Consider the following 12762-nt stretch of genomic DNA (forward strand, 5'->3'; position numbering starts at 1 on the left):
GGGCGGTCGCTCTCCGGCCCATGACCCGGCCATTCATCTGAAGCAGGCGCGTTTCACTATGGCGCACTACGGCGCACACGAGCTGCGCCTCAGCATAGCGCGTTGCCCGGTTGGACAGGAACAGTGAATTGAAAGGCAGCGCCATGCGGCATGATCGCGCTGACCCATATCCGCCCCCCGTGCGCTTCCACAATCGACCGGCAGATGGATAAACCCATGCCCATGCCCGCCGCCTTCGTTGTGTAAAACGCCTCGAAAAGGCGCTCGAGGTGTTCGGGTGTCAAACGCAATCTCAGTCGACACAGGCTGTAGTAAATTACAACTGCGCGCGACATGCTGGTGTGTCCATGATTGCGTCACCAGATTTGGTGGATACCAAAGTAGCCAAACTCGACGATTAGTTCCAGCCGGTAGAAATACTGCGGCGACATGCCGGCCGGCAGCTTCAGGATTGCCTCGTTCAGTCAGAACTGCGCCGACTCGATTGCCGAACTCCCAGCAGGTGATCAATGACCAGTTGGCGGGAGGTGATTTACGTGACGAGTTACTGCCGTTCCTCACCAATTTCGCGCTGTATCGGAAATACCATCGTGCGCGGAGCGGAAGATACCCCGGTTATCGTGTGCGTCGCCAACGACGCTGCAGACGTAGTCCTGACGGTCTCGAATGACGGGAATCCGATTCCGGAGCATTTGCAGCGCAGAGTGTTCGAGCCTTTTTGGAGACCACCATCGAGCGCGCCAGGCGGCGGACTTGGACTTGGTTTGTTCATCTGCAAGCAGATCGTCGAAGCGCATTCCGGCACACTCGAGGTCGGTTCAACCGCTGACGTGGGGGCATGTTTTACCGTCAGGATTCCGTTCATCAGTTCATCATGCAGTCGGCGGACCCGATCTGACGTTGCATGGTGATGAGGCGTGATTCGTTGGCAGAAACCGGATGCGGATCGCTCGGTAATCTTGAGTTCGGAATTTTGCATCACGTCCGTGCACTCATCAGCCGGACGAGTTCTTCGGGATTCACGGGCTTCGTCAAGTGATGGTCGAATCCTGCGTCTGCAGAGCGGACGCGATCGGCTGGCAGACCATATCCGGTGACCGCGACGAGCGTCATGTAACGACCGTCTTCAGATGCGCGCAGTTGCCGTGCGACCTCATAACCATCCATGTCGGGCAAACCAGTGTCGAGCAGGACGACGTTCGGCTTGAAGTGCGCCACAGCAGCGATGCCTGAAATACCATCCGGACGTGTTTCGACCTCGTGCCCCCTGACGGCCAGAAGCATGGCGAGCGCCTCCGCCGCGTCGGTGTTGTCATCGATGACAAGAATCCGTGCCGGAGGGGAACCCGTCACCGGTGTCCTTGCATCGCCGCCGTTCGCGCCATGGGGAGGCGCGCCGATCGGCAAGTCGACGATGAACTCGCTGCCTGTCGTAGCATCGCTGAGCGCCCTGACTGAGCCGCCGTGCAACTCCACCAGACGCTTGACCACGGACAGTCCCACTCCCAGTCCGCTGTTACGCTGGCCACCGGACGTCGGCCCCTGAACGAACATGTCAAACAGGCTCCCGAGCATCGCAGGCGGGATACCGCGTCCATTGTCCTTGATGCTGAGCGCCAGCCGATCCGCCGCAACGGACGCACGCACCGCGATTGATCCACCGGGCGCAGTGAACTTCGCCGCATTGATGACGATGTTCTCGATAACCTGCGACAGGCGCGTCGGATCCGCATACAGGAAGACCGGCTCGTCCGGGAGCCGGACAGACAGGCTGTGCCGCCGTTCGTCGACAATGGGCTGACAGACCTCGATCGCGCTCTGGACGACCGCCTTCAGTGTAACGGCCTGACGGTTCAGTTCGATACCTCCGCTCGTGATGCGCGTGATATCGAGCATGTCATTCACGAGGTGCATCATGGCCTTTCCCTGTCGCTCCACGAGCCCGGCAGCCCAGGCCTTTTTCGACTCTCCGGCCGCTTTTGATGTGAGCAGACCGGCAGCCGATACAAGCGCCGCAATCGGATTGCGCAACTCGTGGCCAAGCATCGCCAGGAACTCGTTTTTTCGCCGGTCGGCCAGTGCGAGTTGCTCGGCCCGCTCACGAAGGTAAGCATTGCTCATGCTGCGTTCAGTGAGATCGCGCTCTGTCGACGCCACGCCCACAAAATTTCCGCCATCGTCCCGCAGGATCGACATCGTCAGCCAGATGTTTACCACGCACCCGTCTTTGGCGACTCGCCGCGTCTCGTACGAATGCAACGCTTCGTTGTGTAGCGCTTGCTGGATGAAGTCAAGGTGGTCCTGTCTGGCGCCAGGCGGCACCAGATCGGAGACGGACATCCGGAGGGCTTCCGCCTCGCTGTATCCGTATATCGTCGTGGCGGACCGATTCCACGCGAGGAAGTGACCTGTCCGGTCGAATACCGTGACGGCGTCGTTCGAATCCTGAACGACTGCTGCAAGATGTCGGGCGCGTTCGTCCGAACGCTTGACGTGAGTGATGTCCGTCCACGTGAGGACGGCGCCGGCAGACGGCTTGTCACGAACCGCTATGTAGGGGGAGATGCGGCGGACATACCATTGCCCGGTAGCGGTCTCGATTTCTCTCTCTGCATGGGCGGTCGCGCCGGAAAGCACCCGCTCCACGTCCGGCATCAGCGCGTCGCCCAGTGGCGCGCCGAGCACGTCCGCAATGGCGCGCCCGGTATCGACAGAGGCAAGGCCAAAGATCCTGCCCGCGCTGGGCGTAAATCGCTTGATAAGGCCCTGCTGATCGAGAAGCAGGGTTGCGATTTCGGTACTGGCGAGGAGATTGGCCACGTCCTCGGTCATGGCCTCCAGCTCGCCGATTTTCTTTTCGAGTTGCGAATTCACCTCGTTTAACTGCTCGTTGACTGCTTGCAACTCTTCTTTCGACGTCTCGAGCTCTTCGTTGGCCGAGCGCAACTCCTCGTTCATCGACAGGATTTCTTCGTTCGAAACCCGCAATTCGCTGTTGCTTTCCTCCAGTTCCTCGATCGTGCTGCCAAGCGCCGCCTGAGTCGTGCGAAGCTCGTTCTCGAGATGCCAGAGGTCCGAGTCGACTCCCGTGGGAGCAAACGCGGTTGGACGATCGATGACGGGCAGCCGCGCAAAGATAACGAGCAAGGCCTTGCCCGAGTGTGTCGTGTCGAAAGGCCGCGTCACGGTAATCCGGATGGCAGGTGCTTCGCCGTTCGACGCAATCTCGCTGACGGGTGTCGCGGTACCGTTCTCGTTAGCCCGGCGCAGCGCGATCCGCAACTTCAGTCGCAGGCCCTCCCGCGCCATGTCGAGAATATTGCCGGTCGGCTCACCCGCGGGCTGCCCCAGGTACTGATCCGCAGCGCCGCTGACGTATAGGACCTGGTGCGACGGATTCACCAGTATTGACGCAGCATGCTGCTCGGCGAGCAGCGTTGCATTGACCAGTTCCGCATATCCCTTATTTCTGGCGCCCGCGCGGCTGGCTGGATGGAACTCCTCGCGTCGAATCGCGCGTGCGGGAAAGCGTTGGCCGGAAATCCCCGGCCCGGCGACTGGATTGCGCTGGTAGATGCGCCATGCCTTGGACACTTCCTGGAAGTGGGTGGAGTCTGGATCGGTGCTCTCCGAGCGTCCAAGGAACAGATACCGCTTCGGGTTTAGCGCGAAATGAAATAGCTCGAACACCCGCTGCTGCGCTTCGGGCTCGAGGTAAATCAGCAGATTCCGGCAACTGATGAGATCGACCCGGGAGAATGGCGGGTCCGCAATCAGGTTCTGTGGCGTGAAGAGAATCTTCTCACGCAGGTCCTGACGGACCTGATATCCGTCCTCATGGACATGGAAAAAGCGACGCAGACGCGCCTCGCCGAGCGGCACTGCAACGCCAGGAGCATAGACACCAGTACGGGCCCGCGCCAACGCCGAGCGATTGACGTCGGACGCAAGGATAAGGAACTTGCGCGATACCTTGCGTCTCTCGATCTCCTCGCTGAGTAACATGGCCATCGAATAGGCTTCCTCGCCCGTCGCGCACCCAGGCACCCACACGCGCAACAGCTGGTCACCTTCGGGCTCGGCAAGAAGGCTCGCGAGGACACGCTCGGAAAGCACCTGCCAGGCGCCGGAGTCGCGGAAAAATTCCGTCACGCCGATCATCATGTCGAGGCTCAGCGCCTCGGCTTCTTCAGTATGTTCTCTGAGTATGTCGCAGTAGGCGTCGAGGCTGCTTACCCGATTCACGGTCATACGGCGGGCGATGCGACGCTCCAGTGTGCCGCGCTTATAGCCCTTGAATTCTGACCCCGCGGCCGCGAGCGCCCTGAGCACCGGCTTGAGGTCGGGCGAATTTCCGTTCGCGTCCGGTGCGGGCAAATTCACGCGCTTTGAGCCGTCGATGTAGTCGATCAGCGCCGCCCCCATCTGCTCGACGGGCAGCACATAGTCGACCAGTCCTGTGGCGATGGCCTGCCTTGGCATCGTGCTGTGCTCCGCCGTCTCGGGGTCCTGAGCCATCACCATGCCACCCTCGGCCTTGATGGTGCGCAGCCCCGCGGCGCCATCCGCGTTGGCCCCGGTAAGCACGATCCCGATTGCCCGTTCGTGCTGGTCGGCTGCCAGTGACGTGAACAGCTGGTCGATCGGCATCGGAATTTCGGGCCGCCCGACAGCAGGCGCAAGTCTGAAAACACCGTGCGAAACCGTCACCGAGACTTTCGGCGGAATGACATAGACGTGCGCACTGAAGATGGGTGCATTGTCTTCGATGGCCGACACCGTGAAGGAGGTGGCACCCGCGAGCAGTTCGACCAGATGGCTTTCGGAGTCCGGCGCCAGATGAACCACCACCACAAAAGCGGTGTCGTGCGGCACCCCGGAAGCTGCAGCGAAGAACCGGGCGAGTGCATGCAAAGCGCCGGCGGACCCACCAATGGCAACGATACGTGCGGCCAAAGGCAGCGGCCGCGTGAATGTGGGGCTATTTGAGTCGTTCATGGGGGACGTGGCGTGCGCTATTCATGCCAGTGTAACGGTTACGCAAAACGTTGCATGTGAATTCGTTATCGCGATCAGCGCGAATGTCGCTTATGTCCGGCAATCAGCTAAACGCACGGTTTCTTCTCATTCTGCACGTAACCGTTACTGAGCATGACCGAGACATGGCTTATCGGTGAAATCTCATCATTGCCTTCACGGAGCAGCTACGCAATGAAATTGTGAGGCTCGTGTCGGGTCATATGCTCCGGCCCCAACGAACGCCCCCATGCTGGGCACGACGGTCTGGTCTCCGCGAACAGGTAATCCAGGCCGTCGTGACATCCGTTGTGCGAAAGCCCTCGCAGCGTCGCCAGATACCAGTGTGATCGGGAATCGTCATAGGTGCTTTCGACGATCGAGCCCTGGGGTCCGCACGGACAGGTGACGTGAGTAATTGTGCGTAATGCCATGAGGCTCTCCACAACGTCGGCGCCCGGCGCCGCCTTTTCTGCGCAATTCCATGCGCGCTCTTCGTGATCCCGTATCCCTGGCAGGCAGCAACGCCATCTTCGTCCCGACGACCATGGCGGGCACGCCTGTTTGAACATTTCGCGCAGTCCGCGACAAAACGCCTTAACGTTCATTGCCGCGCCGGAACGATAGACGCTCGACGAGTGCTTTCAAGGGACGGTGCGACCGGGAATCGCCTCGCGCGCTGCGTCGCGCCGAAGCGGGACGTTACCAGTAGATGCGCCGACGGCTTCCTCGAACGGCGGTTGGTGGCGAAAACCCGCATGTCCCGACACGATGGCGATGATCGCGCCGACCATGAGCGCTGCAAACGAGAACCAGGAGGCGCGAGCTACGTTGCGTACAGCGGTATCGGCTGCCTGACGCGCGTCGGCCTGCGCTTGCGGACTTGACGCTTCGGCGGTGGCAGAGGCAATAGCGCCCTGAACGCGTTGCGCCAATGTACCTGCCGCCGTACCTGTTGCTCCCGACCGGTCCATTGTTGCGCCGACGGTTGCGCCGGTCGATGCTACGCTTCCGGCGACGCTCACCGCGCTGCCGAGCAGAGATGTGGCTCCGTAGATGACCATCAGAATCATGACCGCCCAGGCCAGTAGCCCATGCAGCCACCCGAGCACGGGCGCACAGCGGCCCGCGAAGTATGAGCCGACAAAGACCGCAATGACCGTCATCACGATCAGGTATGCACCTGAGCTAAAGCCGAATCCCTGCAAGGGACTGGGCCGCGAAAGAGGCGCGAGAGCGGACATGCCAATCGTCGCGCCGAGTACGCTCAGGACGAAGTATGTGGTCAGCGAGAGAATGACGCCCGCGATCACGGAACCCCACGACACACGTGGGAGCCCGCTTTGGGTAGTCAGAATTTTCATTAATTTTCCTATTAATTTGAAGTCCAAAAGATTTATAACAAGCATTCTTGTGTTCAACGTAAGCGAGCGCAACCGGTGTACCCCACAGGCAAAATCAAATGCTAAATGCGGATTCTGCCCCGGACGTTCGGCTTCGCTCCGACGCCGGCCAAGGCGTAGGGTTTACGCATCGCCGAAGAAGGCGAGAGGATCCGCGCAAAACGTGGGCGATCGCAGCGCGGGGTAGGCGACGCGCAAGTCCGCGTATGCGCCCGTGCGGAACATCGCGATTCGTCGGTCCCACCGTAGAGACAACGTGCCCGGGGACCGCCTGTTTCGCCTCACGTTGCGCCCCCGCTCATATGCAGCCGCTGACTGAAAGCAAAACTGCGCCCAGCCACACCAGCACCTGATAGGTGACCATCCACTCTTTCAAGGCGGATCCGCGAAATGGGCACGCGCTGCGCAGTTGCGAGCAGCGCGCTCCTACACCGAGCCGGTTCATTTGCCTAACGCTTCGGCTGCGATCTCCTCCTCCGCGAGGAGAGACAGCTTTACGTCCGTGGCCTTCTCTTCCTTCGGACCCCGCAAGATTCGACAACCTGGTCGATCCGTTCAATCTGCCCCCGCGTTTCTTCCAGATGTGTCATGAAAGCCGTGCTCAGATCGGAATGTGTCGCCGCGCGGGCAAGCTTCGGCAGCGACTTCGTCATCTGCTTCTCCGCGCTGTATATGTCGGATAGCGAATGGATAAACAGATCGCTGATGCTCCTGGTGGTCATGGCTAACTTCCTGAATAGATGAAATCATGTAGATGTCTTGTATAAGACGTGAACGCTTTGTACCGTTTTGTCGCGATCTCAGTCGATCGACAAACCGCCTCCGTTTCAGGAAGGCGGCTTAAACTCCGGTTACTTCAGATCGTCGGCAAGCGCCTCTGCGCTTCCGAGTTCCGCGCCGGTCATCGGGTCGCTTTCCGGATCGGACTGAAGGCGCGCGGCCATTGCAGACAGCGCCTTTTTCTCGGCGGAATCGAGGTTGACCCAGGCGTTTCCGTCGCCGCCATCCACCGCGGGTTCGCCATCCTTCATCACGAGCCCGGTGCCGCTGTTCCAGGGCGCTCCAACCACCTCACCGCCGTGCGACATCTTGAAGTAGGTACTCGCGAATTCGGGCATCGGTGCCAGCTTGCCCGACGGGAAATTGGGCGATATCGCATACAGCGCTTTTTCGAACGATTTCTGGTGCGAAACTTCGCGCGTCATCAGAAAGCCCAGCGCATCGCGGATACCCGGATCGTCTGTGACGTTGATCAGTCGCTCATAGAGAATTTTCGCGCGAGCCTCTGCCGCGATGTTCGAGCGCAGATCGGCGGTCGGCTCACCGATCGTGTCGATGTAGGCGGCCGTCCACGGCACGCCTCCTGAATTGGTCAACGCGGGGCCACCACCGTGCAGGAGCTGGGTGACGTGGCTATCGTTGCCGGCGGCATTCAGCTTTCGGTACAGCTCTGCCTGCTCGTCCACCGCTTCGGCGAGCTCGCCTTTCGCGCCGCGGTTGAGCATCGCCACGATCGAGCCGATGATTTCCAGGTGACTGAGCTCCTCCGTCGCGATGTCGTAAAGCATGTCCTTGCGGCCCGGATCTTCCTCGGCTACCGCCTGGGTGAAGTAGCGCATCGCGGCGGCAAGCTCGCCCTGCGGACCGCCGAACTGCTCGAGCATCAGATTTGCGAGACCGGGATTGGTCGTGCCTACTCGCACCGTGTACTGCAGCAGCCTGTTGTGCATGAACATGAGAGTCTCCGTTTCAGTGAATGCCAGCAACACAGCGCATGGGATATGCCTGCGCGACGCTTTTCGCCATTTGAACCGCCGGGCCGCGCGCCATGAGCCGACCTCGAGAAGGGTACAAACCTTCCACATCGTCGCTGCAGGCCGGCAGTCGTGGTGCGAGACGAATCAAGCGAGGTCGGAAGCAGGACCATCAGGCGAGGCGTTTATCAAATTGTTCTGCCAGAATCGCGTCGCGCGCGACAGCGACACAGCACATAAGGACGGTCAGAACGCCGTCATTGAAATGATGGTGATCTGTACGACTGACGAATACAGAATTCTGCCAGTCCCCTTGAAGGTGCAGAGCGCGACCCGAACGGCCGCAATAAACCGGGTATGCCGTTTCTACATTGCTTGCCGGCAACACCTCCCGTCAAGGCCGCAACTATTCCGGTCGGACATTCTCGCCTCCATGCGCGGTGAACGCGCAGTCGGCGAAGGTGTGTGCCCGTCGCTCGGCGAAGCTCAGGGCTTCTTCCGGCCACGCGAAATCCAATGGCTCGGAAAAGCTGGCAATGACATTCGCTGGAACGAAATGGCCTTCCCTATGAAGGAACCAGGTAACGTTATAGCGTCGATCCACTCTATTGAGGGACACGGCCTCGGTCTCCGTGATGCGCACAAGGACCCCGAGCCCGCGATATGGCTGCAAATTGTGGTCTTGCATGTCTCCTCCTCGAAGTCCGGCGGCGGACACCAGACGTACGCAATAGAAGCTCCACAGGGAACGATGGACGAGCGGTCAGTCAACGGCCGCCCGGTCAAATTCAGATTTCGCTGGGCCGATCTCGCGAGTGCGCAATCAGCGACGCGCTTTACGTTTACTTGGTCTCGGCAATGTTAGTGCTGCTGTCCAGAAATTCACTGCTTCCCGTTTCGCGGCTGATGTGACCCGCGCTCGCGCCGATCCGATTACCGCATGAGCACCGCTTAGCCACATGCTCAAAAAAGGATTTCTCTTTCGTCCATGGATTTTTCACGACGGATCACAATTAGGAAACCAAAGTTTGTTGAAGTGGTTGAACGGGTACCCGCCGATGCACGACGAAGTGAAACTCTACTACTTGTAGCGCAATACATGTTCCCGAGAAAACAGGAACGTATCCGGCACGTGATACCCGAAACGTCTGGCAAGCGGTCGCTTGCGAGCGACTGCGCATTCACCTGTCAGCCGGCTCCGCTACAAGGCGGTCCACATACGATGTCAAGCATTCAGGTGCAGCGTCGAACGGCGGCTCGCGCCCGGGATGGGGGCGCGCTAACCAGGGCGTACTGAGCTTGAATAAACAGAGACGTAATCAGTCAATGGGGCCAAGCAATACGTCGATTGCGGCTTGACCGGCGATTTCGGCTACCAGGTAGGCCCATCGTTCAGTGAAAGGACCGTTGCGCAGCGGTATACGTCCTCCTCGGGCACCAAGCACTTCGAGGTTAGTCCCACCTTGTATCTGAAAAGTGACATTAAAAGTGTCGTCTGCCGATGGAGTCAATTCGACATGAATCTTGAAGCCGCGATACGTGATTGTTCGGCGCATGGACGCCTCTGTCTGGTAGTTGGAAAGGAACAAGAAAATCAGAACGGGTTGGGCAATACCGCACGCCCGCAACGTTCCGCCCGCTGCCCACGCCGTCTGGCCCAATGCAGAGCATGGCGGGCACTTCAGAGTCGCGATTGCGGGTTCGCCGCCAGTCAACTTGTGACGGAACGCCGCGCGCTCGACGGATTGCACGGCGCCCCTCCGTCGACGTGCCCGGCTCTCAGCGAGTGGCGGCATGCCCAACGTGGCGCTACTGCGCCTCAAATCCAACTACACGGTGCCAGAATTCATCCGCGCGCCCGTCCGGACAGCCTTCCCGTTGCCACAACGCATACGCGCGCTCACTCAGATGTTGATCCAGCGCTCGATGCCAAAACACCTCCGTTGGACTATCCGGGCGACCGTCTCGCTCCCAAAGTGCGTAAGCGCGTTCACGAACCGACTGTTCCAACCCGTCCTTCGTTTCGGAGCTTCGTTCGAGGTCGTCGCCATAGGGAGACATCTGTCCACTCCGGCTGACATGCAGTCGAGCGGTTAATCGTTCGATTTCATTGTCAGCAACCAGACGACCGTGCGCTGCCGCCTCCAGTGCCTTAGCTTCGTATAAGCTATCGTTCGCCTCATCCCCCTGGTCCCCAAGGGTAATAGGGTACGTGTGCAGCACAGTGCCGCTGCCGCTCAGAACATCAACCAGTCGTCGCATTACAAAATCCTCCAATTCGCGTTAGCATCAGGTATGGGGCGCCGCCGACAGTCAGTGGCGCATTAACAAGCGCGACAGCGGGAAGTCCGCTGCCTGAGCGGGCGACATAACCAAGCAATCTGCGCCAGACCGTTGGGGGAAACCGACGGATTGTGCTGCAGCGGGTTGAAGCCGCACCAATATCGCACATTGATCTAGTTTTCTGGTGGCGCCGTGCCGTGGATGGCGTCCGTCACGAAACTTCGTTGAGAAACCGGCAGGCAGGACAATTGGCCTTCGTACCGGGCCGCAAGTTCGTGTGCAACGGCCAGCGTGATAAACGCGGAGCGCGTCATGTGACGTTCTCTGGCTACCAGATCGACCTGCTGCAGCAGAGTGTCGAGCAGGTTGACCTGAATGCCAACGGCTTGCGAGGTAACCCGTGCAAGATTGATGTCGACAAACATCCAGATTCCTTCCCCGTCGTCCATCTCGTGCGCCTGCAACTCTGACGTACTGCACGTCGGAGCGGGTATGAGCTGTTCGCTACGGTCATACATCAGTTCGACGGCCTGCTTCGCCTCGGTCTTTAATTCGTACATTGACTCACCGTGCGCAACGGCACGGGGGAAATCGGGGAAACTGGCGCGAAAGCTGGTGTCGCCTGTGCGGTGTACATAAAGCGGATATTGCATGATCTGCTCCACTCGAGCTGCGGGCTGACTGGCATTCGATGTGTTAGAGCCTGGCTCGCCTGAACCTTGCCATCGACAATGTCCTGCCCGAATTGAAACGCGAGGTCGGTGGCATCACCCGCGTTGGTGAGACTTGCTCTAACGAACAACGTCGCATAGCGCCGGACTTTGCCCTCGTCGGGTTAAGTGGCGTCTATTCGCATGATGGACAAGAACTGACGCGGACGTTTGGCATACGGGTCGGATGCAGCGGGAACTGCTGACGAGTACGCAAATAGCCGTACCGTCTGCACTCGATGGTCGGCATGGTCGGGATGACGCGCTCCATAGCGATGCTGAACGTCACTGAACCGTATTTATCCGGGGAGCGAAAAAGCTGTCCGCGGTGCACTGGACGACTTCACAATGCGCTCAGTGGCGCCACAAAGCAAACTAAATCAAAAGAAGGGACCGGGGGAACGAGATGCAATGCATCCGGAAGATGCTCCGCGCAGCCAAAACACACGTGCCTTCAGAAATAACGACGTAAACCCGAGCGGTGTTCACCAACGGACGCCCGCTAGCGGCACGCCGTAACGTCCAAAGCGTAGACGAATTTTCCAGCTGCGCGATCGCACTTTTGCAACTGCGTCGGAACATCATCCTGCCACTCCCAGCGCCCACCCTATGCCCGTGGTAGTTCACGGGTCGTCCTTCGAGATGTGCACCACACTGTCGGGGCAACGAGTCTGAAAAATACGCGAGCGGCAGAGCGATGCTCTGGTGGTACAAGCAGAAGAACCAAATGACGTCAGCGACGCCATCGTCGTAAAGACCGGCACGCACGGGACTTTCCCTGCGCGCTCCATACCACCGCAAGGGTGTCTGCGTCGGGGACGCGAACTGCAACGCTGAAGTTGTTCAGGATCGTCGCCCAGCCGGGTCCGGCGAGTTGTATGCGCGCGAAGTCGAAACGCACACCCGGTGGGTCATTCAATCGCGCTGGAGTGCCCAGGGAAATCATCGAACACCCCCGTGTCGGGATAGCACCAGTTCCTATCCCTACCCCTGTGGTCTTTAGTGCAGGCGTCATCGTCGACTCGTGTGATTGATTGATCGTGCTGTATCTCTGAAGATGCGACCGCTGCCTCGGTACGCTCGAACGGCACCGAACGTCTGCCCGCTATCGTACAAGGTATGAGGTGGTACCCAACCCTCATGTGCAGTTTTTGATGCCACGTCATACAGGTCGACAAGCGGTACGACACCGTACAGACAAGCCGTCGCCTGCTCATTACGCTGAGCGCTCAAAGGTAGACAAACGCGGCTTGCCTCAGCTGGATTCGCGACCGCGCGGAAGACGTAGCTTCACGCAAGAGTCGGGATGGGCTACGGGCGTTGTCGCGCCACCAGCGCTCAGAAGGATTCGACATGGATATAGGCGTTCTTGTACCGATCGTCGCGGTCGTACTGCTGGTCTCTGCGCTGCCACGATGGCCGCCTAACCGAAGGTGGGGATACTTCCCGAGCAGCGCGCCAGGAGTGGTCGCGCTTGCCGTACTTGTACGGGTTTTGATGGGAAAGACGTAGGACACGCGTTCTCGCTACAGGTTGATCCGGCCATATCTAACGCCAAAAATTCAGGGAAGACCATGACTTACGCGATGTGGGGCA

At 59.5% G+C, this 12762-nt stretch carries 10 protein-coding genes and 1 pseudogene; 3 read left to right on the forward strand and 8 right to left on the reverse strand.

What is annotated here, in order from left to right; all coding sequences use genetic code 11:
• Nucleotides 1–89: 89 nt before the first annotated feature.
• The gene (locus tag KZJ38_RS36905) at nt 90–335 is read right to left on the reverse strand and encodes an ATP-binding protein (RefSeq protein WP_219797247.1); all 246 of its coding nucleotides are present in this window, start codon (nt 333–335) and stop codon (nt 90–92) included.
• A 174-nt stretch (nt 336–509) separates the two neighbouring features.
• Here KZJ38_RS36905 and KZJ38_RS16520 point away from each other — a divergent pair, with 174 nt between their 5' ends.
• On the forward strand, nt 510–911 hold the full coding sequence (locus KZJ38_RS16520) for a sensor histidine kinase (RefSeq protein ID WP_219797248.1): 402 nt from the start codon (nt 510–512) through the stop codon (nt 909–911).
• 67 nt (nt 912–978) lie between these two features.
• Here KZJ38_RS16520 and KZJ38_RS16525 read toward each other — a convergent pair whose 3' ends face one another.
• From KZJ38_RS16525 to KZJ38_RS16540, 4 genes and pseudogenes are all read right to left on the reverse strand, one after another.
• A complete protein-coding gene (locus tag KZJ38_RS16525; protein ID WP_219797250.1) occupies nt 979–4998 on the reverse strand; it encodes a CheR family methyltransferase in 4020 nt (1339 codons plus the stop codon).
• Nucleotides 4999–5660: 662 nt separating this feature from the next.
• Entirely contained in the window at nt 5661–6380 is a 720-nt protein-coding gene (locus tag KZJ38_RS16530) for a hypothetical protein (protein WP_219800392.1), read from the reverse strand.
• A gap of 548 nt (nt 6381–6928) precedes the next feature.
• A pseudogene (locus KZJ38_RS16535) lies at nt 6929–7141 on the reverse strand (YciE/YciF ferroxidase family protein); the annotation flags it as partial.
• A 129-nt stretch (nt 7142–7270) separates the two neighbouring features.
• The gene (locus KZJ38_RS16540) at nt 7271–8155 is read right to left on the reverse strand and encodes a manganese catalase family protein (RefSeq protein ID WP_219797254.1); all 885 of its coding nucleotides are present in this window, start codon (nt 8153–8155) and stop codon (nt 7271–7273) included.
• On the opposite strand from KZJ38_RS16540, the gene KZJ38_RS16545 reads away from it, so the two are divergent.
• Complete coding sequence (locus KZJ38_RS16545; protein WP_219797256.1) at nt 8148–9038, forward strand: hypothetical protein; 891 nt, start codon at nt 8148–8150, stop codon at nt 9036–9038. The genes KZJ38_RS16540 and KZJ38_RS16545 overlap by 8 nt on opposite strands.
• Nucleotides 9039–9492: 454 nt before the next feature.
• Here KZJ38_RS16545 and KZJ38_RS16550 read toward each other — a convergent pair whose 3' ends face one another.
• The 3 genes from KZJ38_RS16550 to KZJ38_RS16560 all read right to left on the reverse strand — a co-directional run bounded on the left by KZJ38_RS16550 (nt 9493) and on the right by KZJ38_RS16560 (nt 11109).
• The gene (locus tag KZJ38_RS16550) at nt 9493–9729 is read right to left on the reverse strand and encodes a hypothetical protein (RefSeq protein WP_219800393.1); all 237 of its coding nucleotides are present in this window, start codon (nt 9727–9729) and stop codon (nt 9493–9495) included.
• A gap of 253 nt (nt 9730–9982) precedes the next feature.
• A complete protein-coding gene (locus tag KZJ38_RS16555; protein ID WP_219797257.1) occupies nt 9983–10435 on the reverse strand; it encodes a DUF2934 domain-containing protein in 453 nt (150 codons plus the stop codon).
• A gap of 194 nt (nt 10436–10629) precedes the next feature.
• Nucleotides 10630–11109 (reverse strand): type II toxin-antitoxin system HicB family antitoxin, encoded by a 480-nt coding sequence (locus tag KZJ38_RS16560; RefSeq protein ID WP_219797236.1) that lies wholly within the window; start codon nt 11107–11109, stop codon nt 10630–10632.
• 1410 nt (nt 11110–12519) lie between these two features.
• Here KZJ38_RS16560 and KZJ38_RS16565 point away from each other — a divergent pair.
• Nucleotides 12520–12678: a DUF3309 family protein gene (locus KZJ38_RS16565; RefSeq protein WP_246641508.1), complete on the forward strand. Its 159-nt coding sequence runs from the start codon at nt 12520–12522 to the stop codon at nt 12676–12678.
• Nucleotides 12679–12762: the final 84 nt, after the last annotated feature.

The sequence above is a fragment of the Paraburkholderia edwinii genome, from assembly GCF_019428685.1.
Taxonomy (GTDB): Bacteria; Pseudomonadota; Gammaproteobacteria; order Burkholderiales; family Burkholderiaceae; genus Paraburkholderia; species Paraburkholderia edwinii.